This window comes from Streptomyces sp. NPDC104309 (genome assembly GCF_055584025.1).
The window spans coordinates 92,082-112,379 of sequence record NZ_JBVJMV010000009.1 but is presented as its reverse complement, the minus strand read 5'-3'; the positions used below and the strand labels follow the sequence as shown (position 1 = coordinate 112,379).

The 20,298-nt window shown below is 72.6% G+C and carries 18 protein-coding genes; 4 read left to right on the top strand and 14 right to left on the bottom strand.

All coding sequences use genetic code 11. The features are described from left to right. Positions 1-39: 39 nt before the first annotated feature. The 10 genes from ACZ68L_RS15725 to ACZ68L_RS15680 form a co-directional block, all read right to left on the bottom strand. The gene (locus tag ACZ68L_RS15725; protein ID WP_469577363.1) at positions 40-642 is read right to left on the bottom strand and encodes a TetR/AcrR family transcriptional regulator; all 603 of its coding nucleotides are present in this window, start codon (positions 640-642) and stop codon (positions 40-42) included. Then, on the bottom strand, positions 630-1,376 hold the full coding sequence (locus ACZ68L_RS15720; RefSeq protein WP_469577362.1) for an enoyl-CoA hydratase family protein: 747 nt from the start codon (positions 1,374-1,376) through the stop codon (positions 630-632). The genes ACZ68L_RS15725 and ACZ68L_RS15720 overlap by 13 nt, the downstream gene beginning before the upstream one ends. Positions 1,377-1,449: 73 nt before the next feature. After that, positions 1,450-3,057, bottom strand: a complete 1,608-nt coding sequence (locus tag ACZ68L_RS15715; protein ID WP_469577361.1) for a 4-coumarate--CoA ligase family protein — start codon at positions 3,055-3,057, stop codon at positions 1,450-1,452. Positions 3,058-3,163: 106 nt separating this feature from the next. Further along, the gene (locus tag ACZ68L_RS15710) at positions 3,164-4,324 is read right to left on the bottom strand and encodes an acyl-CoA dehydrogenase family protein (RefSeq protein ID WP_469577360.1); all 1,161 of its coding nucleotides are present in this window, start codon (positions 4,322-4,324) and stop codon (positions 3,164-3,166) included. After that, the gene (locus tag ACZ68L_RS15705) at positions 4,321-6,408 is read right to left on the bottom strand and encodes an acetyl/propionyl/methylcrotonyl-CoA carboxylase subunit alpha (protein WP_469577359.1); all 2,088 of its coding nucleotides are present in this window, start codon (positions 6,406-6,408) and stop codon (positions 4,321-4,323) included. The genes ACZ68L_RS15710 and ACZ68L_RS15705 overlap by 4 nt, the downstream gene beginning before the upstream one ends. A gap of 26 nt (positions 6,409-6,434) precedes the next feature. Beyond that, complete coding sequence (locus ACZ68L_RS15700) at positions 6,435-8,033, bottom strand: acyl-CoA carboxylase subunit beta (RefSeq protein WP_469577358.1); 1,599 nt, start codon at positions 8,031-8,033, stop codon at positions 6,435-6,437. Continuing rightward, positions 8,030-9,751 (bottom strand): acyclic terpene utilization AtuA family protein, encoded by a 1,722-nt coding sequence (locus tag ACZ68L_RS15695; RefSeq protein WP_469577357.1) that lies wholly within the window; start codon positions 9,749-9,751, stop codon positions 8,030-8,032. Before ACZ68L_RS15695 ends, ACZ68L_RS15700 begins: the two co-directional genes overlap by 4 nt. Then, positions 9,748-10,542, bottom strand: coding sequence for a TIGR03084 family metal-binding protein (locus tag ACZ68L_RS15690; protein ID WP_469577356.1), 795 nt, complete (start codon positions 10,540-10,542; stop codon positions 9,748-9,750). The genes ACZ68L_RS15695 and ACZ68L_RS15690 overlap by 4 nt, the downstream gene beginning before the upstream one ends. A 323-nt stretch (positions 10,543-10,865) precedes the next feature. Next, positions 10,866-11,363, bottom strand: a complete 498-nt coding sequence (locus tag ACZ68L_RS15685; RefSeq protein WP_469577355.1) for a nucleoside deaminase — start codon at positions 11,361-11,363, stop codon at positions 10,866-10,868. Beyond that, positions 11,360-12,763, bottom strand: a complete 1,404-nt coding sequence (locus tag ACZ68L_RS15680; protein ID WP_469577354.1) for a purine-cytosine permease family protein — start codon at positions 12,761-12,763, stop codon at positions 11,360-11,362. The genes ACZ68L_RS15685 and ACZ68L_RS15680 overlap by 4 nt, the downstream gene beginning before the upstream one ends. Before the next feature lie 189 nt (positions 12,764-12,952). Between ACZ68L_RS15680 and ACZ68L_RS15675 the strand changes: the two genes are divergently transcribed. Next, entirely contained in the window at positions 12,953-14,512 is a 1,560-nt protein-coding gene (locus tag ACZ68L_RS15675) for a helix-turn-helix domain-containing protein (RefSeq protein WP_469577353.1), read from the top strand. Between the two features lie 219 nt (positions 14,513-14,731). Here ACZ68L_RS15675 and ACZ68L_RS15670 read toward each other — a convergent pair whose 3' ends face one another. Beyond that, positions 14,732-15,364: a TetR/AcrR family transcriptional regulator gene (locus ACZ68L_RS15670; RefSeq protein WP_469577352.1), complete on the bottom strand. Its 633-nt coding sequence runs from the start codon at positions 15,362-15,364 to the stop codon at positions 14,732-14,734. A gap of 89 nt (positions 15,365-15,453) precedes the next feature. Between ACZ68L_RS15670 and ACZ68L_RS15665 the strand changes: the two genes are divergently transcribed. Both ACZ68L_RS15665 and ACZ68L_RS15660 read left to right on the top strand, forming a co-directional pair. After that, positions 15,454-16,230, top strand: a complete 777-nt coding sequence (locus tag ACZ68L_RS15665; RefSeq protein WP_469577351.1) for an SDR family oxidoreductase — start codon at positions 15,454-15,456, stop codon at positions 16,228-16,230. Between the two features lie 24 nt (positions 16,231-16,254). Next, the gene (locus ACZ68L_RS15660) at positions 16,255-16,683 is read left to right on the top strand and encodes an SRPBCC family protein (protein WP_469577350.1); all 429 of its coding nucleotides are present in this window, start codon (positions 16,255-16,257) and stop codon (positions 16,681-16,683) included. A 57-nt stretch (positions 16,684-16,740) separates the two neighbouring features. On the opposite strand, the gene ACZ68L_RS15655 is transcribed toward ACZ68L_RS15660, so the two are convergent. Both ACZ68L_RS15655 and ACZ68L_RS15650 read right to left on the bottom strand, forming a co-directional pair. Further along, positions 16,741-17,217: a hypothetical protein gene (locus ACZ68L_RS15655; RefSeq protein WP_469577349.1), complete on the bottom strand. Its 477-nt coding sequence runs from the start codon at positions 17,215-17,217 to the stop codon at positions 16,741-16,743. Between the two features lie 269 nt (positions 17,218-17,486). After that, entirely contained in the window at positions 17,487-18,464 is a 978-nt protein-coding gene (locus tag ACZ68L_RS15650) for an EamA family transporter (protein ID WP_469577348.1), read from the bottom strand. Positions 18,465-18,635: 171 nt separating this feature from the next. Here ACZ68L_RS15650 and ACZ68L_RS15645 point away from each other — a divergent pair, with 171 nt between their 5' ends. Further along, positions 18,636-19,565, top strand: coding sequence for a LysR family transcriptional regulator (locus ACZ68L_RS15645; protein ID WP_469577347.1), 930 nt, complete (start codon positions 18,636-18,638; stop codon positions 19,563-19,565). Between the two features lie 528 nt (positions 19,566-20,093). Here the strand turns inward: ACZ68L_RS15645 and ACZ68L_RS15640 are convergent. Then, entirely contained in the window at positions 20,094-20,294 is a 201-nt protein-coding gene (locus ACZ68L_RS15640; protein WP_469577346.1) for a hypothetical protein, read from the bottom strand. Between the last annotated feature and the right edge of the window lie 4 nt (positions 20,295-20,298).

Genomic DNA, 20,298 nt, shown 5'->3' with positions numbered 1-20,298 from the left:
GGTGCGGTGTCGGCGGGCCCGGCCGTGCCCGCCCCGGGGTCACGGGACGGGCCCCAGCGCCTCGTCCAGCAGCGCCGCCCACTGCGTCACGACCCTTCGGCGCCGGGCGGTGTCATCGGTGAGAACGTTGGCCAGGCCCAGGCCGCGGGCCATGTCGAGGAGGCCCTGGACGGATTCGCGCACGCCGGGGCGCGTCTCGTCGGCGGCCAGGAGTTCGACGGCGATGCGGTGGGTCTCGCGGCCCACGCGGGCTTCGAGTTCGGTGACGCGGGGGCGGAGTTGTTCCTCGTTGGAGGCGGCCACCCAGAGCTGGAGCGCGGCGCGGAACAGCGGGCCCGTGTAGAGGTCGACGAGGGCGGCGACGACGTCCGTACGGCCCTGGACGGGCAGGGCGCGCAGGGCCGCGGAGCGTTCTTCGGCGACGTATTCGACGGCTGCGGTGAACAGGTCCTCGCGGGTCGGGAAGTGGTGCTGGGCGGCACCGCGCGAGACGCCCGCGCGTTCGGCGACGACGGAGACGGTGGAGCCCGCCCAGCCGTGTTCGGCGAGGCAGGCTACCGCGGCTTCGAGGAGCCGTCGGCGCGTGGCGCGGCTGCGGTCCTGCTTGGGGGTCCGGTCGGTGGAGGGCGTCACAACACCCATGCGGGGTCCCGTCGTTCGAGGAAGGCCGTCATCCCCTCCCGTGCCTCGGCGGAGGCGAAGAGTGCCGCCGAGCGGGCGATGAGGTCTTCGGCGTACTGGTCGAAACTCATCCGCACAGTAGCTGTGACCAGCTCCTTCGATTCCGCCAGCCCCTGTGGTGAGGCCCTGCGCAGTCCGTCCAGTACGGGGGCGAGCGCCTGGTCGATGTTCTCGGCGGACCCGACGGCGAGCGTGATCAGGGAGATCCGGGCCGCTTCGGCCGCGTCGAAGCGTTCACCGGTGAGGTAGTAGCGGGCGGCGGCGCGCGGGTCGGTGCGGGGCAGCAGCGGCAGGGAGATGACGGCGGGGGCGAGGCCGAGCCGGGACTCGGTGAGGGCGAAGGAGGCGTCGGGGCCTGCCACGGAGATGTCGCAGGCGCTGAGCAGCCCGAGGCCGCCGGCCCGTACGTGGCCGGTGACCCGGGCGACGACGGGCTTGGGCAGTGCGACGATCTGCCGCATCAGGGCGACGAAGGCCGCCGGGTCGGGCGGTCCGGTCAGGTCCGCGCCCGCGCAGAACGTGTTGCCGGTGTGGGTGAGGACGACGGCCCGCACGGTGTCGTCGGCCGCGCAGGCGTCCAGGGCGGCGGAGAGCTCGCCGACCAGGCGCGCGGAGAGGGCGTTGCGGTTGGCCGGCGAGTCGAGGGTGAGGGTGGTGATGCCCCGGTCGTGGGTGGGGCCGGCGAGCGGTGTCATGTGCGGGTCTCCTTCTCGCGGGGCTTCCGGGACGACGGTCGGCGCATCGTCCCCCGGGTTTCTCGGCCGGCCTTCAGCCGGTCGTCCCCCGGGGCTTCTCCCTGTCGCGCAGTTCGCGTCGCAGGATCTTCCCCGAGGTCGCGCGCGGCACCGCGTCGACGAACTCGACCTGCCGGATCTTCTTGTACGGGGCGACGCGCTCGGCGACGTACGCCATGACGCCGTCCGCCGTGAGGCCGTCGCCCGCCGCGGAGGGCCGGCGGACCAGACAGGCCTTGGGAACCTCGTTGCCCTCGGCGTCGTACACCCCGATGACGGCGGCGTCCGCGATCGCTTCGTGGCCGAGCAGCAGCGCTTCGAGTTCGGCGGGAGCGACCTGGTAGCCCTTGTACTTGATCAGTTCCTTCACCCGGTCGACGACGAACAGCCAGCCGTCCGCGTCGACGCGTCCGATGTCGCCGGTGTGTACCCAGCCGTCGGCGTCGATCATCTCGGCGGTGGCCTCTGGGCGGCCGAGGTAGCCCTTCATCACCTGCGGTCCGCGGATCAGGATCTCGCCGTCGGTGCCGGTCGGGGCGTCCTCGCCGGCGCGGTCGAGCGAGGCGATCCGCATCTCGGTGCTGGGCAGCAGTCGGCCCACCGCGCCGGGCGGCGGGTTCGAGGCGGCGAGCGGGACGACGTGGGTGCCGGGCGAGAGTTCCGTCATGCCGTACGCCTGGCGCACGGGCGGCAGTCCCAGGCGCTTCGAGCAGGCGGCGGCGAGTGATGCGTCGAGCGGGGCGGCGGCGCTGACGACGTACTCCAGCGAGGTGAGGTCGTACTGGGTGACGGACGGGTGCTTGGCCAGTGCGAGGACGATCGGCGGGGCGACGTACAGGCCGCTGATCCGGTGCTTCTCGATCGCGGCGAGGAACTGCGCGAGGTCGAAGCGCGGCAGTACGACGACGGTGGCGCCCATCCGCAGCGGGGCGTTCATCAGGGCGGTCAGCCCATAGATGTGAAAAAAGGGGAGCACGGCCAGGATGCGGTCGCCGGGGCCCATGGGGATGAAGGGGCGTAGCTGCTCCAGGTTGGTGGCCATGGAGCGGTGGGTGAGCATGACGCCCTTGGGGGTTCCGGTGGTGCCGGAGGAGTACGGCAGGGCGGCGACGTCCTCGGCCGGGTCGACGGTGACACGGGGTTCGGGGGCGGTGGTGGCGAGCATGTCGAGTACGGAGGTGTGGCCCTCCGCCCGGTCGCAGACGAAGATCTCCTCGATGCCGCCGACGAGTTCGGCGGCCGCGCGGGCCGTTTCTAGGAGTGGGGAGACGGTGACGATCCAGCGGGCGCAGGAGTCGCGGAGCTGTTTGGCGAACTCCTCCGCCGTGGCCAGTGGATGGACGGTGGTGACGGTGGCGCCGGCCCGTGTCGCCCCGAAGAAGACCGCCGGGTAGGCGATGGTGTTGGGGCTGTGCAGGGCCAGTACGTCGCCCTTGCGCACGCCGGCTTCGGCGAGGGCCGCGGCTGTCTTCCGGTGGAAGGAGTCGAGCTGCCGGTAGGTGAGGGTGGAGCTGTCGTCCGTCCCGTCGATCAGGGCGACCGTGTCGCCGTGGGCGGCGGTGGCCTTCCCGAGGACCGCGTCATGGATGGGTTCGTCGAGTGTCCGGACGGACGGGTAGTCGCTGTGGAACACATGCACCATGGCGTGGGGTCCCTTCGAAGCGGCGGTCGAAGCGGCGGGAGAGGCGACGGGCCGCGGCGGGGAGCCGCCCCCGGGGCCGCGTCGTGGAGGAACAGACTGTCCGGTGTCAGTACGACTTGGGGAGGCCCAGGGACTGGTGGGACACGTAGTTCAGGATCATTTCCCGGCTGACGGGGGCGATCCGGGCGACGCGGGCCGCCGTGATCAGGGACGCAAGGCCGTATTCGCGGGTGAGTCCGTTGCCGCCGAGGGTGTGCACGGCCTGGTCGACGGCTTTGACGCAGGCTTCGCCCGCCGCGTACTTCGCCATGTTGGCGGCCTCGCCGGCTCCGATGTCGTCGCCCTCGTCGTACAGCCGGGCGGCCTTCTGCATCATCAGCCGGGCCAGTTCCAGTTCGATGTGGGCCTGGGCGAGGGGGTGGGCGATGGCCTGGTGGGAGCCGATGGGCTCCTTCCACACCTGGCGGGTCTTCGCGTACTCGACGGCGCGGGCGAGCGCGTAGCGGCCCATGCCGATCCCGAACGCGGCGGTCATGATGCGTTCGGGGTTGAGCCCGGCGAAGAGCTGGAGCAGTCCGGCGTCCTCTTCGCCGACCAGGGCGTCCGCGGGCAGCCGTACGTCGTCGAGGACGAGCTCGAACTGCTTCTCCGGGGCCTGGAGTTCCATGTCGATCCGCGAGCGCCCGAAGCCGGGGGCGTCACGCGGGACGATGAAGAGGCAGGGCTTGAGCCTGCCGGACCTGGCGTCCTCGGTGCGGCCGACGACGAGGGTGGCGTCGGCGATGTCGACCCCGGAGACGAAGACCTTGCGACCGGTGAGCAGCCAGTCCTCGCCGTCCTTGCGGGCGGTGGTGGTGATGCGGTGGGAGTTGGAGCCCGCGTCGGGTTCGGTGATGCCGAAGGCCATGGTCAGGCTGCCGTCGGCGAGGCCGGGGAGCCAGTGCCGCTGCTGGGCGTCGGTGCCGAAGCGGGCGATGACGGTGCCGCAGATCGCCGGGGAGACGACCATCATCAGCAGCGGGCTGCCGGCCGCGCCCAGTTCCTCCAGGACGATGGAGAGTTCGGCCATTCCGCCGCCTCCGCCGCCGTACTCCTCGGGGAGGTTCACGCCGAGGTAGCCGAGCTTGGCGGCTTCGGCCCACAGCTCGCGCGGGTGGGCCCCGTCGCGCACGACGGAGGTCATGTACTCCCGCCCGTAGCGCTTTCCGAGGGCGGCGACGGCGGCGCGCAGGGCCTGGTGCTCTTCGGTTTCGAGGACGGTGCTCATGCGTTCTCCTCAGGGTCTGCGGGTTCGGTGGCACAGTCCGCGGCGTCGGGGACGGCGTCGGGGAGAGCGGTGACGGCGTCGGGGACGGCGTCCGGGAGAGCGGTGACGGCGTCAGTGGCGTCGGGGACGGCGTCCGCGGGTTCGGTGACGACGGCGAGCAGGGTGCCGACCTCCACCTGAAGGCCGGGGGTCGCGTGCAGGGCGGTGAGGACGCCGGAGGCGGGGGCGAGGATGCGGTGTTCCATCTTCATCGCCTCCAGCCAGATCAGGGGTGCTCCCGCTTCCACCGTCGCCCCGGCCGCGAGTCCGTCCGCGACGCGGACGACGGTGCCGGGCATGGGGGCGAGCAGGGAGCCGGGTTCGGCCCGGTCGGTGGGGTCGGTGAAGCGGGGCAGGGCGGTGAGGGTGTACGAGCCGGTGGCGGTGTCCACATAGGTCGTGTCGCCGTGGACGGTGAGGGCGAAGTGGCGGGTGAGGGGGCCGGTTTCGAGGGTGACGTGATCGGGGCGGGCGGTGACGACCCGTTCTCCGGTTTCGGGGACGGGGCCGGTGCGTGTGGTGCGGTACGCGGCCTGGAGTTCGGTGCCGTCGGGTTCGGCTCGGTAGCGCTTGACCCGGGGCTGCGAGGAGATGTTGCGCCAGGCCCCGAGGCGGGTGGGGCCGGGACCGGGGCCGTGCTGCCGGCCGGCGGCGTCGGCGAGGGCGGCGGCCAGGGCGGCGAGGCGCAGCTCCGTTCCGTCCGGGGCCGGAGTGAGGGTGTCCAGGTGACGGTCGTAGAAGCCGGTGTCGAGGCGGGCGGCGCGGAAGTCGGGGTGACGCAGGGACCGTACGAGCAGGTCGCGGTTGGTGACCGGGCCGTGGACGCGGGCGCGTTCCAGGGCACGGGCGAGGAGGCGCACGGCCTCGGCGCGGGTGGGGGCGTGGGCGATGACCTTCGCGAGCATCGGGTCGTAGTGGACGCCGATGGTGTCGCCGCCGGTGTATCCGGTGTCGAGGCGCAGTCCGGGTTCGTCCGGCACCTCCAGGGTGAGCAGTGCTCCGGTCTGCGGCTGCCAGTCGCGGGTGGGATCCTCGGCGTAGAGCCGGGCCTCGACGGCATGCCCCCGCGGTTCGGGGGGCGCGGCGGCGGGCAGCGGTTCGCCCTCGGCGACGCGCAGTTGCAGGGCCACCAGATCGATCCCGAAGACCGCTTCGGTGACGGGGTGTTCGACCTGGAGGCGGGTGTTCATCTCCAGGAAGTACGGGCGTCCGTCGGCGGCGAGCAGGAACTCGACGGTGCCCGCGCCCCGGTAGCCGACCGCGCGGGCGGCGGCCACGGCGGCTTCGTGCAGCCGGGTCCGCAGCGCGTCGTCGAGTCCGGGTGCGGGGGCCTCCTCGACGACCTTCTGGTGGCGTCGCTGGAGTGAGCAGTCGCGGGTGCCGAGCGCCCAGATCCCGCCGTGCTCGTCGGCCATGACCTGGACCTCGACGTGCCGGCCGCGCTCCACGTACGGCTCCGCGAAGACCTCGCCGTCCCCGAACGCGGCGGCGGCCTCGGCGGAAGCCGCCGTCAACTCGCCCGCAAGATCGCTCAGTTCGCGTACGATCCGCATCCCCCGCCCGCCCCCGCCGGCCGCCGCCTTCAGCAGCAGCGGCAGGTCGTCGGCGGTGGCCCTCGCCGTGTCGAGGGGTGCGAACAGCGGCACCCCGGCCGCCGCCATCAGTTCCTTGGCGCGGGTCTTGGACGCCATCAGCTCGATGGCCTTGACCGGCGGCCCCACCCAGACGAGTCCGGCGTCCTGCACGGCCTGGGCGAATCCGGCGTTCTCCGAGAGGAATCCGTACCCGGGGTGGACGGCATCGGCGCCGGCCGCGAGCGCGGCGGACACGACGAGATCGCCGCGCAGATAGGTGTCGGACGGGGCGGCGCCCGGCAGCCGTACGGCGGAGTCCGCCTCCCGCACGTGGAGCGCGTCGGTGTCCGCGTCGGAGTACACGGCGACGGTGGCGATGCCCAGCGCACGGCAGGTGCGGAAGATCCGGCAGGCGATCTCGCCCCGGTTGGCGACGAGCAGCGTGGAGATCAACGCGGGCCTCCCGGCCATCCGATTCGTCCCTGTCATCTGTGGCCTCACATCCGGAAGATTCCGAAGCCGCCGCGGGCGCCTTCGACCGGGGCGGTGTGGATCGCGGACAGGCACATCCCGAGGACGGTCCTGGTGTCGCGCGGGTCGATGACCCCGTCGTCGTACAGCCGGCCGGACAGGAACATCGGCAGCGACTCGGACTCGATCTGCTGCTCGACCATGGCGCGCAGCCCGGCGTCCGCGTCATCGTCGTAGGGCCGTCCCTTGGCGGCGGCGGAGGCGCGGGCGACGATGGACAGCACCCCGGCGAGCTGTTGCGGCCCCATGACGGCGGACTTGCTGCTGGGCCAGGCGAAGAGGAAGCGCGGGTCGTACGCCCGTCCGCACATGCCGTAGTGCCCGGCCCCGTACGAGGCGCCCATCAGCACGGACAGGTGCGGGACCCTGGAGTTCGACACCGCGTTGATCATCATCGCGCCGTGTTTGATGATGCCGCCCTGTTCGTACTCCTTGCCGACCATGTAGCCGGTGGTGTTGTGCAGGAAGAGCAGCGGGATGTCGCGCTGGTCGGCGAGCTGGATGAACTGGGTGGCCTTCTGCGACTCCTCGCTGAACAGCACCCCTTGCGCGTTGGCGACGATGCCGACGGGATAGCCGTGAAGCCTCGCCCACCCGGTCACCAGGCTGGTCCCGTACAGCGGCTTGAACGCGTCGAAGTCGGAGCCGTCGACGAGCCGCGCGATGACCTCGCGCGGGTCGAAGGGCACCTTCAGATCGCCGGGCACGATGCCGATCAGCTCGTCCTCGTCGTACTTCGGCGGTTCGGCGGGGCCCGGATCGGGGTGCGCCTTGCGCCAGTTGAGGCGGGCGACGATCCGGCGGGCCTGGCGCAGCGCGTCCTGCTCGTCGACGGCGAAGTGGTCGGCGAGCCCGGAGGTGCGGGCGTGCATCTCGGCGCCGCCGAGCGATTCGTCGTCGCTCTCCTCGCCGGTCGCCATCTTCACCAGGGGCGGTCCGCCGAGGAAGACCTTGGACCGTTCCTTGATCATGACGGTGTGGTCGGACATGCCGGGGACGTACGCCCCGCCGGCGGTCGAGTTCCCGAAGACGACGGCCACGGTCGGGATGCCGGCCGCCGACAGCCGGGTGATGTCGCGGAACAGTGCCCCGCCCGGGATGAAGATCTCCTTCTGCGACGGCAGATCGGCGCCGCCCGACTCGACGAGGCTGATGCAGGGCAGCCGGTTGGCGAAGGCGATCTCGTTCGCCCGCAGGGCCTTCTTCAGGGTCCAGGGGTTGGAGGCGCCGCCGCGTACGGTCGGGTCGTTGGCGGTGATCAGGCACTCCACGCCCGACACCACCCCGATCCCGGTGACGAGTGAGGCGCCGACCGCATAGTCGCTGCCCCAGGCGGCGAGCGGCGACAGTTCGAGGAACGGGGTGTCCTCGTCGACCAGGAGCTCGATCCGCTCGCGGGCGAGGAGCTTGCCGCGCGAGCGGTGCCGCGCGACGTACTTCTCCCCGCCGCCCGCCTGCGCCCTGGTGTGCTCGACGGCCAGTTCGTCGAGTTTCGCCAGCATGGCCGCGCGGTTCGCGGCGTACTCGGGTCCCGCGGTGTCGAGCCCGGTGGGCAGGACGGTCATGCGTTCACCTCCGGTGCGTGGACGGCTTCCAGCAGCGTCACGGGGATGGGCAGGTGCCGGGAGCGCAGCCACTCCCCCACCGCCTTGGCCTGCGGATCGAACCGGTGCTGGGCGGCGACCCCCTCGCCGAGCAGCCCGTGGACGACGAAGTTCAGGGCGCGGAGGTTCGGCAGGACATGGCGTACGACGGTGAGGGGGGCGGTCTCCGGCAGCAGCTCCTGGAACCGCTGCACGGTCAGTTCATGGGCCAGCCACCGCCAGGCTTCGTCGTCCACGGCCCACACCCCCACGTTGGCGTCCCCGCCCTTGTCCCCGCTGCGGGCACCTGCGACCCGGCCGAGCGGGGCGGTCCGGGTGGGACCGGCGGACGGCGGCAGCGGTTCGGGCAGGCGCGGCTCCCCGACGTCCTGGAGGAGTCGCGTGTGCGCGGGGGGTTCCTGCCGCACCCGCCGCCCGTCCGGGAGTACGGCGACATGCGGGACCTCGGCGGCCGGTACCTGGCGCGCCTCGAACACCCCGTACGGGGCGCCCTTGCCGGGCGGGGCGGTGACGTGGAAGCCCGGGTAGCCGGCGAGCGCGAGCTCGATCGCGGCGCCGGAGACCGCCCGTCCCACGGTCTCGGGGTCCTGGTCCCGGACGACGAGCCGGAGCAGCGCGCTCGCGGTCTCCTCGGTGGCGGCGTCGGCCCGGTCGGTCCGCGCCAACTCCCACCTCACTTCGCCGGGTTGGCTGCCGGATCGGGCGAAGGCGTCCGCGAACTGGTCCTGCACCAGCCGCGCCTTGGCGTCGATGTCGAGCCCGGTGAGCACGAAGACGACCTCGTTGCGCCAGCCGCCGATCCGGTTGAGGCCGGCCTTGAGCGTGGGCGGCGGGGCCTCGCCGCGCACGCCGGAGATCCGGACCCGGTCGGGGCCGTCCTGGGTCAGCGTCACGGTGTCGAGCCGGGCGGTGACGTCCGGACCGGCGTACCGGGCCCCGCCGGTCTCGTACAGCAACTGGGCGGTGACGGTGCCGACATCGACGACTCCGCCCGTGCGGTCGTGCTTGGTGATGACGGACGAACCGTCGGCATGGATCTCGGCGACGGGGAAGCCGGGCCGACGCACGTCGTGCGCGCGGAAGAACGAGTAGTTCCCCCCGGTGGCCTGGGTCCCGCACTCCAGTACATGTCCGGCGACGACGGCCCCGGCGAGCGCGTCGTGGTCGTCGGGGCCCCAGCCGAAGTGGGCGGCGGCGGGTCCGGTGACGAGGGCGGCGTCGGTGACTCGCCCGGTGACGACGACATCGGCGCCCGCGGTCAGACAGGCGGCGATCCCGGCGCCGCCGAGATAGGCGTTGGCGGTGAGGAACCCCTCGGGTACGGGGAGACGGTCGCCCTCCACATGGGCGACGCGTACGGGCACGCCGACCTTCCGCGCCAACTCCCGCACCGCGTCGGCGAGTCCGGCCGGATTGAGCCCTCCGGCATTGGTCACGATCCGCACCCCGCGCTCGTGGGCGAGCCCGAGGCCCTCTTCGAGCTGGCGCAGGAAGGTGGTGGCGTACCCGCGCGCGGGGTCCTTGAGCCTGCTCCGGCCGAGGATGAGCATGGTCAGCTCGGCGAGGTAGTCGCCGGTGAGGACGTCCAACGGCCCACCGGTGAGCATCTCGCGCACGGCGTCGAAGCGGTCTCCGTAGAACCCGGAGGCGTTGCCGATCCGCAGCACCCGCCCGGTCACTTCCCGCCTCCCCGGGGCGAGCGGCCGGGGCCGGGCGGCCCGGCGAACGCCTGGGCGATGTCGAGCCACCGGTCGGCATCGGGTCCGGTGGCCCGGACGGCCAGGTCGTCGCGGTGGGCGCGCCGGGTGACGAGGAGACAGAAGTCGAGCAGTGGTCCGCCGACGCGCTGTGACGCGTCTTCGGCGCCGAAAACGATCAACTCCCCGTCAGGCGCTTCCAGTTCGACCCGGAACTCCTCTTCGGGCGCCTCGATGCCCCGTACCAGGTAGGCGTAGTTCCTGGCCCGCACCCCGATCCGGGCGACGTGCCGCAGCCGGGCGGTGGGGGTCCGGGTGACCCCGAGGGCGTCGGCGACGTCCTGGCCGTGCGCCCAGGTCTCCATGATCCGGGCGGTCGCCATGGAGGCGACGCTCATCGGCGGCCCGTACCAGGGGATACGGGTCCCGGCCGGTGCGTCCCGCAGCACCGCCTCAAGCCGCTCCCGCCCGCCCCGCCACCGCGCGAGGAGCGCCGCCGGATCCAGCACGGCCAGCTCCTCGGCCCCCCGGTCGACAAAGGTCTCGGGGGCCTCCATCGCCTTGGCGGCCTCCCGGGCGAAGGCGTCCGCGTCGGTCGCGGCCAGCAGGGCGACCTCGTCGGTCCAGGTGAGATGGGCGATCTGGTGCGCGATGCTCCAGCCGGGGGCGGGGGTCGGCGCGGCCCACTGCCCGGCACTCAACTCCCGTACGAGTACGTCGAGTTCCTGGCTCTCTTCGCGCAGATCGTCGATCACGGCTGCGACATCGGGCACGGTGCGCTCCCCTCGGGGCAAGGCGGTGTGCCCAGGAGCATGGCAGCGGTCCCATAAACAAGCAAGCATGCTTGCATTGTTTTCCGCCCCGGCATCGGAGCGCCGGCAGGCTGCGCGCCCACCGCGTCCGGCGGCAACCCCGCGCCGTCCGGGGCGAGTTCGAACCGGTGATCCCGCTGCCCGGCCCGTGCGCCCCGGTCACAGCACCGGCCCCCGTCGCACAGCCGCCCCGGCGGTGTCCGGACGGGACGGGCGTCCGGACACCGAACCCTCCCGGGAGTCCCTGACCTCTCCCGGGAGGGTGCTCGTACGGCGATTCCGGATCAGTTCCAGAAGCCCTCGTGGACCCGGCGGGCGTCGTCGATGTCGACCGGTCCGACGACCGGCAGCTCGCGCTGGCCGGCCTCGAAGACCTCGCGGCAGGGCAGGGTCATGGTCGGGTTCTCCTCGTTCGCGCCGGTCATGGCGAGGAGTTCGTCCTCGCCGAGGGCGTAGACGACGCGGCCGATGTTGGACCAGTAGATGGCCCCGGAGCACATCGCGCAGGGCTCGGTGCTGGTGTAGAGGGTGCAGGTGCGCAGGAAGTCCGCGTCGTACTTGGCGGTGGACAGGCGCACCAGGTTGGTCTCGGCGTGACCGGTCGCGTCGCGCCCGGTGGTGACGGTGTTCTCCGCCTCCAGCAGGACCGCGCCGTCGGGGCCGGCGAGCAGCGCGCCGAAGGGATGGTTGCCGCCGTCGCGGGAGCGGCGGGCGACGGCGACGGCGGTGTGCAGATGTGCCACGTCGGCGGTGGTGGCGGCGGGGGCCTGGACGGGGGTCATGCGGTGATCTCCTCGGAGTCGGGGGTGGAGCTGACGGACCTGTCCGTACGGGAGGTGCGCGAGAGCGTGATCCGTACGAGCAGGAGATGGACGAGCCCGGCGGTGGCGAAGGCGACGGCCGCGGCGTAGGGGCCCAGGGCCGGGTGGCTCCGGGCGAGGGGCCCGGTGAAGACACCGGGCTGGCTCATGAAGGGGACCGCGGCGGCGATGCCGAGCAGCCAGGACGCGAAGCCCGCCCCGAAGCGGGGTGGTTCACCGTCCGTGGGGGCGGCGGCGAAGCGCTGTACGAGCATGACCGCGATCCAGGGGGCGATCCAGTTGCCGAGCAGGATCAGGAAGTTCTGGAAGGACTCCCAGTAATTGCCCTGCCCCGCCGCCCAGCCGATGGCCGCGCCGATCGATCCGACGACCAGGACGGCCTGCCAGCGGGCCATCTTGACCCCCACCATCAGCCAGGCCATCGCACCGGAGTAGCAGTCCAGACAGCTGGAGGTGATGGTGGAGACGCCGAGCGCCAACATGGTCAGGGCGCCGAGCGCGGACGGCAGGACGTTGTTGACGAGGTCGGTGGGGGTGCCGACGAAGGCCAGCGTGCCGATCGCGGCGCCGAGACCGGCGATCCACACCGAGCCGAGCAGTGCGCCGCCGAAGGCGTTGCGGAAGAGCTTGCCCGCGGGGGTGTCGCGCGGCATGTAACGGGTGTAGTCCGCCGCGTACGAGGAGAAACTGAGCGAGCGGGCCGCCTGGACGGCGACCGTCAGCGCGAACGCTCCCGCGAAGCCGAGCGGCCCCGCCTTGCCCGCGTCGAAGGACGAGCCCAGGTCGCTCTTGGCGAAGCCGTAGACGGAGACGCCGACGAAGAGCAGCGGCAGGACGATCGCCATCGCCTTCTGAACCAGGTGGATGAAGCGGTAACCGAGCAGCGCGATGACGACCTGACTGATCGTCACTATGGCGAAGGCGAGGCCGAATCCGGTCCCTAGCAGGGACTGCAGGGCGAACGAGCCCAGCACCGAGTTCACGGCGAACCATGCGCATGCCTTGAAGAAGACCAGTACCGCGGGGACCGCGCTGCCGTAGCGGCCGAGCGGGATGCGGGACTGGACGAGCAGCCCCACGCCGGCCCGGGGGCCGAAGGTGGACATGACGCCGATCGCGGCGGCGCCGATCGCGCTGCCGAGCGTGATCGCCGCGAGTGCCTGCAGCCATCCCAGCCCGAAGGCGGCGGTGGCGAGCAGACCGCTGCTGAGGCTGGAGAACTGGACGTTGGAACTGAACCAGAGCGTGAACGAGGCGCCGGAACCGCCCGTGCGTTCGGCGTCCGGGATCGGTTCGACCCCGGACGTCTCGACAGCGGTGGCGGCGCGGATGGTACGGGTGATGCGTCCGTGCTGGGCCATGAGAGCCCCATTCCATCGATCATCGGATTCAGGCTGTCCGGATGGGTGTCCGGACAGGTGTCGGGATTGCTGCAGCACCGGAAGTAGACCAGCGGACACGGGCGACGAGGCAGGCTACGAGCGTGGGAAACCCTGGCCGAAACGAGCTCCGCTCTCGTACGATCGTTTGAATCGGCCGAGAGGAAGCGGATGCGGGTCTCGGATCTGCTGGACATGCCGGGCCCACGGCTCGAACTGCTCGTGGGGGACGCCGACGCGCTCGGGCGCAAGCTGCGCTGGGTGTACGCCACCGACCTGCTGGAGCCCGAGCCGTTCCTGACCGGCGGCGAACTCGTGCTGACCAGCGAGGCCTGGTACCGGGCCCCCGAGGACTGCGAGGTCTTCGCCGCCTCCCTGGCGGCGGGCGGGGCGGCCGCCGTCGTGGCGGGCGACCTGCTGCTCGGTGAGGTGCCGCCCGCCCTGGTCAGCGCCTGCGCCCGGTACGGCCTTCCGCTGTTCGCGGCCCCGCCCGAGGTGTCCTACGGCACGCTCTCCCGCACCGTCATCGAGCGCATCAACCGCGAACGGGGCCAGGAGCTCGGCGAAATCCTCGGCCGCCATCGCCGGCTCGTCCAGGCCCTCATCGACGGGGCCGACCTCGGCGGGCTGACCGCGATGCTCGCCGCGGAGCTCGGCTGCGACTGCTGGGCCCTCTCGCCCGCCGGACGGCTGCTCGCCGGCCCCTCCGGCGCCCTGCCCGTACAGGTCCGCGCCGCGCTCAGCGCCGCGGCCCTGGCGGCGGACCGCTTTCCCGCCACTCTCGCTCCGGAGCCGGACAGCCTGTATACCGTCCTGCCGATCGGCAGACGCGGCAGCGGCAGCGGTCACCTCGTCATCCAGGGCCCGCTCACCGGCCCCGAAGCCCTGGAAACGGCGGCCCAGACCGCGGAACTGCTGGCCCTCAGCGGTGCCCGGCGTGACGAGCGGCGCCGCACCGAGCAGCACTTCTTCGCCGAGCTGGTCCACCTGGTCGAGACCGGAGCCCCCGCGGCGACACTCGGAACCCGGCTGCGCACCGCGGGCATCCCGGCCGACCGCCCCCTCATCGTCCTCACGGCCACCAGCAGAGGAGCCCTCAGGCCCTGGGACCTCGCAGCCGACCTGGTGGAGAGCACCCTCGATCACGATCCCCTCTCCCGCACCATCGTCGCGGGAGACAGCGCGGGCCTCACCGTCATCGCCTCACTCGGCGACGAGATCCGGGACGACCTCCAGGTGGCCCGGCTGCTGCGCGACCGCTTCACCGCCATGTCCGGCGCGGCACAGGGCGGCACGATCGCCTTCGGCCTGAGCGGAACCGTGACCGCACCGGAAGAAGTCGCCCGCGCGCTGGAGGAAGCCCGGCATGCGGGCCGCCTGGCAGAACTCCGCCCCGAGCGGGTCTCCCTCGTCACGGCACGCGAACTCGACTCGCACCTGCTGCTGCTCGCCGGAGCACCCGCCGAGGTGCGACGCGCGTTCCGCAAACGCCTCCTCGGCGCGCTCCAGGCGTACGACCACGCCCACGGCACCGAACTCCTGCGCACGCTTTCGGTGTTCCTGGAACACAACGGTGCCTGGCGCACCACCGCCGCCGAACTGCACGTACACGTCAGCACCCTGCACTACCGGATCGGCCGCATCGAACAGCTCACCGGCCGCGATCTGTCCCGCGCCCGGGACCGGGTCGATCTCTACCTGGCCTGCGCGATCACCGACGCCACGCCCTGAGGACGGGGTCAGCCGCTCCACCACGAGCCACCGGCAGGCCGCCGCACGCCAGAACCGTGCCGCGACCATGCCGCGACCGGGTCACCACCCGTCACCACCGGGTCGTCCCGTGGCTGAACCGGTGGCACTGGCGGAATCCAGGGCGTCCCACGCCTCAAGCGGTGGCACCGGAGGCGACGACCGGGTCGTCCCACGCCTCAACCGGTGGCACCGGAGGCATCAGATGTCGTCGATCCTCAGGAACGCCAGTGCCTGGGCCGTCGCCTCGGCGAGGTCTCCGGCGTCCTGCTCGGCCCAGTGCTCCAGCGCGACCGTCACCGCGTCGATCACCACGGTCGCCAGCAGCCGGACCTCCAGGCTGTCCGCGGCGTTCCCCGTGCGGGCCGCCAGGACCGGCAGCAGCCGGTCCCGCATCTCCCGGCCTGCCGCCAGCCAGCGCATCCGGATGGCCGGAACCATGCTCATCACCCGGATCAGCCGACGGGTCCGGCCGGTGCCCGCGTGGCGACGGTCGATGGTCGTCGCGACGAAGGCGGCTGCGACCGCCGCCCCCAAGGGCTCGTCCTCGGGCCGCGCCGCCAACTCGTCGACGAGATCGACGACACCTGCCACGAGAAGGGGCGTCAGCGCGTCCTCCTTGGCCGGGCAGTACCGGTAGAAGGTGCGCAGCGAGACCCCGGCGGCCTGCGCGATGGCCTCGACCGTCGTCGCTTCATAGCCCCGCCCGGAGAACAACTCCGCCGCGGCCTCGGCGATCTCCAGCCGAGTGGCCTCGCGTCGCCGTTCGGTCAGTGAGGGGGGCCGTCCGCCCGTCATCGCCACGATCACCCTCCGCGCCTCGGATTTCCGCACGTTGCCGCACTTCAGTATGTCACAAACAAGCTTTATGGCACATTGTGCCAACCAGGCGTACGCTGGCGAAGTCAGCAAAGGAGCAGACCATGAGCCGTACGTACCTCGTCACCGGAGGAGCCTCCGGTATCGGCAAAGCCACCAGCGCCCATCTCCGCGCCCAGGGCCACACCGTCATCGGCGCCGACCTGAAGGGCGTCGAGATCTCGGCCGACCTGTCCACGGCCGAGGGCCGTGCGGGGCTCGTCGACCAAGCCACCGAGCTGACCGGCGGGCGGCTGGACGCCGTCATCGCGTGCGCCGGACTCGCGCACTTCGACCCGCTGACCGTCAAGGTCAACTACTTCGGCGCGGTCGCCACCCTCGAAGGGCTGCGTCCGCTGCTGGCCGCCGGTACCGACCCGCGCGCCGTGGTCATCTCCTCGGTCGCCTCGGTGCATCCGAACGACGCCGCAATCGTGGACGCGGCGCTCGCGGGGGACGAGGCCGCGGCCACCGCCGCCGCGCAGGCCGCCGTCGACCGTGGCGAGGGGCACCTCGTCTACGCCTCCTCCAAGGCGGCCATCGCCCGCTGGGTCCGGCGCACCGCGCCCGGCGACGACTGGGCCGGTGCGGGTATCCCGCTCAACGCCATCGGTCCGGGCACCATCGTCACCCCGATGACGCAGGGGCTCCTCGGCGAGGCCGAGGGTCGCAAGCTCGTCGACGACAGCGTGCCGATGCCCCTGCACGGGCACGCCCACGCGGAACAGGTCGCCCCTCTGCTGGCCTGGCTGGCATCCCCCGAGAACTCCCACGTCACCGGCCAGGTCGTCTTCATCGACGGCGGAGCGGACGCCGTCCTGCGCGGCGACCGCACCTGGTGACGTCACCAACCGAGAAGAGCCCCCATGCACACGCTTCAGCGCTCAGCAGTCATCACCGCCACCCCCGACGAGGTGTGGCGGGTCATCGGTGACTTCGGCGGCCTCGCCGACTGGCACCCCCAGGTCCCACCCTCGACGATCGAGGACGGCATGAGCCCCGAACGCCCCGGCGCCGTCCGGGTGTTCGCGATCGACGGCAAGGTCCTGGCCCGCGAGCGGCTCCTCGCGCTCGACGCCGGGACGTACGCGTACACCTACACCGTCATCGACCCCATGCTGGCCATCAGCGACTACGTGGCGACGCTCGCCGTCCAGCCGCACGCCGACGGCGCCGAGGTGCGGTGGAGCGCGACGTACGAAAGCGCTGACGACGTGGTTCCTCAGGTCGAGTCGGTCTTCGGCGACGGCACGTACGGCACCGGACTGACCGCGCTGGCGGCACGCTTCGCCTGATTCGACTCGGCCGGGCCGCCGGACGGGGTGCCGGACCGGAACGGTCCTGGCGGGACGTCACTGCACATCGGTGCGGCCCAGCCAGGCCGGCCGGACCGGCACCCCGTCCGCGTATCGCTCCACCGGCGGCGATGAGGGCGACGGCGGAGGCGGCGGCACCGCGGCCTCCGGCTCGGGTGCCGTCGCCTCAGGTGTCGCGGGCTCCGGTGCCGCCGGCTCCGGTTCGGCCTGCTCCGGTTCGGCCGCGGGCGGGGCCGGTGCGGCGCTGTCGTCCAGCAGCTCGGCCACCGTGAACCGGGTACTGAAGGACTGCCAGGCGCCGTCGATCACCAGCAGGAAGCCGCCGCCCTCCCGGAAGAGCCGACGGCGCTTCGGGCTCCAGGGGTGCTCCGGCGTATGGTTCCGGGCCCGCCGCTCCAGCTCCACCAGGGCGTCTTCGCGTGTGCCCTCCAGGTGCGCCAGCACATATGCCTCCGTGTGCTTGCGCTCCCCCGCCCCCACGGTCGTCTCCATGACCAGTCCCCAGGTCGCCATGTGCCCCGCCCCTTCCCCCTCGGATCAGGAGCAACCCTAGGGTCTCTCGTTCGGACGCTCCACGGCGACGTGTGAGGATCGGGTCATGGGTGGGACAGAGATCCGTCGCCGCCGCGACGGCGACATGCAGGCGTACGTCGACGCGCTGGCGACCGTGCACGAGGCGGACCGCTACCCGGCCGAGTGGCCGGCCGACCCGGGACACGGGTCGGCGCGTCGCGTGTCCGGGGCGGGTCGTCGCCCAGTGCGGTCGGGGCGCGGTCGGGCCGTCAGGTCTGGTCGCGGCCCTTCCCGCCCCGCACCTGGCTGCGCACCGCCCCCATGCTCGCGCCGATGACCAGCGCGATGGCCAGGGCGTCCGTCGTGGAGAGGGCCTGGTCGAGGATGAGGAAGCCGGCCGTGGCCGCGATCGCGGGTTCGAGGCTCATCAGGATCGCGAAGGTGGGCGCGGGCAGACGACGCAGTGCCATGAGTTCGAGGGTGTACGGAAGGACCGAGCTCAGCAGCGCCACCACCGCGCCCAGCCCCAGCGTGGACGGGACCAGCAGTTTCGAGCCCGACTCCAGGATGCCGAGGGGCAGGGTCAGGAGCGCGGCGACCACCAGGGCCAGGGCCAGGCCGTCCGCCTGGGGGAAGCGGCGGCCGGTGCGGGCGCTGAAGACGATGTACGTCGCCCACATGGCGCCCGCGCCCAGTGCGTACGCGGCGCCCACCGGATCGAGGCGGTCGAAGCCCCCGCCGCTCAGCAGCACCACGCCGCCCAGTGCGAGGCCCGCCCACACCAGGTTGATCAGCCGGCGGGAGGCGACCACCGAGAGGGCGAGCGGACCCAGCACCTCCAGGGTGACGGCCGCGCCCAGCGGGATCCGGTCGGCGGCCTGGTAGAAGAGTGTGTTCATGGCGGCCATGGCCAGCCCGAACGCGAGGATCGTGCCCCAGTCGGCGCGCGTGTAGCCGCGCACCTTCGGGCGGCAGACGGCCATCAGGACGAGCGCGGCGACGGCCAGCCGCAGGGTGACGACCCCGAGTGCGCCGGCCCGGGGCATCAGCAGGACCGCGACCGCGGAGCCGAACTGGACGGAGAGGCCGCCCGCGACCACCAGCGCGACCGGGGCGAGCGCCGCCCTCCGGCCCCCGGGGCGTGCGGGACCTGCCGCGCCGCCCAGGGCGGACACCGCCTCCGGTACCGCGACGGCTGCGGCCTGCTCCGTGGCCGCGGCCGCTGCTGCACTGCGCTGGTCGTTCACCTGCGGTGTTCCTCCCGAGTCCGAAGCCCGACGCTGCCTGCACGACGGTGCATTTCAATGCACTGCTCGATTGAAGATACTGCACTCTCGTCGCGCGGTACCTCCTCTTAAGGTAGGTACCTCCGCGTGGTGCGTGAAATGCCTACTGGGCTCCCGTTATGCTCCCCGCGCATGAGCCTTGGACGCAGCGATGACGGCCACGCCGGAAACCGGCCGGGCCACGGCTCCGGCCGTGGCATCGAGGTCCGCCATCTGCGTGCCTTCCTCGCCGTCGCCGACGAGGGCAACGTCACCCGCGCCGCCTCCCGCCTCCGCCTCACCCAGCCGGCGGTCTCCCGCACGCTCGCCGCCCTGGAGCAGCGCCTCGGCATCCGGCTCGTCGACCGGTCCACCCACCATCTCGTCCTCACCCCCGAGGGCGTCGCCTTCCGGGACAGGGCCGCCGCCGCGGTCGCCGCGTTCGACGCGGCACTCGACCCCGGCGGCCTGCGCCACTGGCCCCTGCGGCTCGGGCACGCCTGGTCCGCGTTCGGTCCGTACACCACCCCGCTGCTCCGCCGCTGGCAGGAGCGGTACCCGCAGACCCCGCTCGAACTGCTGCGGATCGACGACCGCACCGCCGGGCTCACCCGAGGCGAGGTCGACGCCGCGCTGCTGCGGGGGCCCGTCGAGGCGCCGGGGCTCGTCACCGAGGTGCTCTTCGAGGAGGACCGGGTGGCGGCCGTCGCCGCCGACGGACCGCTCGCCGGGCACGCCGTGCTCACTCTCGCCGATCTGGCGGGCAGCACCGTCGTCCTCAACACCGTCTCCGGCACGACCACCGTCGACCTGTGGCCGCCGGACACCCGGCCCGCCACGACCCTCACGGTCGCCAACACCGATGACTGGCTGACCGCCATCGCCGCGGGGCGCGGCGTCGGGGTGTCCGCCGCGTCCACCGCCGGCATGCACCCGCACCCCGGGGTCGCCTACCGCCCGCTCGTCGACGCCCCCACGGTCCCGGTCCTGCTCGCCCGGCGCGACGCCCCCGGCCACCCCGCCCTGCCGGAGCTCGCCGCGCTCGCCCGCGAGATCATCCGGCGGGACACCCCCGAAGGCTGAGGAACTCCCGCACGGGGCCGGATGGCCGGGATGAGCGCCCCTGCCCGTCTCAGCCCACCCCTCGACCACCGGAAAGGCCGGGGCGGGCCCACTCGGGAGTCCGTGACGGGCGGTTCACCCCACGGGCTGTCGGCCCGCGGTCACGTCCAGGTGAGGCGCTGCCCGTCGGGGCCGACGTGCAGGACCCGCCCCAGCAGGCGCGATGCGGCCACGAGCGGGAGTTCAGCGCTTCCGGTCGCGCGGGTACGGTGTCGGCCTCGCCGAAGCGGGCAGCGAGCACGGCCGCTCGTGGACACGGATCGTGATGCCGGGCCCGGTCGCGCCGGGCATGTCGTACGCCTTCGACTCCCCGGGCGCCATGGGCTGTTGGCAGCGGTCACACATCACCGCCGGTCCTCCCGCCACACGCGGTTGAGGCGTACCGCGACCGAACACGGCGCCCACCGGCAGGCGGCGCACGCGCAGGTGTGGCCGAGGAGTGCGCGGTACGCCTCGTCGCCGCGCGAGCGGACGGTCTTCGTCAGGGGGTCACGTCGGCATGTCCTTCCGACAGGAACGGGGGAACCAGTGAACGGTGGATCCGAACACGTCGATCGCCCGGGGGCCGAGGTCGACGACGCTTCCGGCGGACAACGCGATGCCGCAGAACACGCAGCACACGCCGCGCTGCTGGGCATCCGACAGCGACACGACCGGGGGAAGCTCCCGAGGAGCATCCGCGGCGGTCAACAGA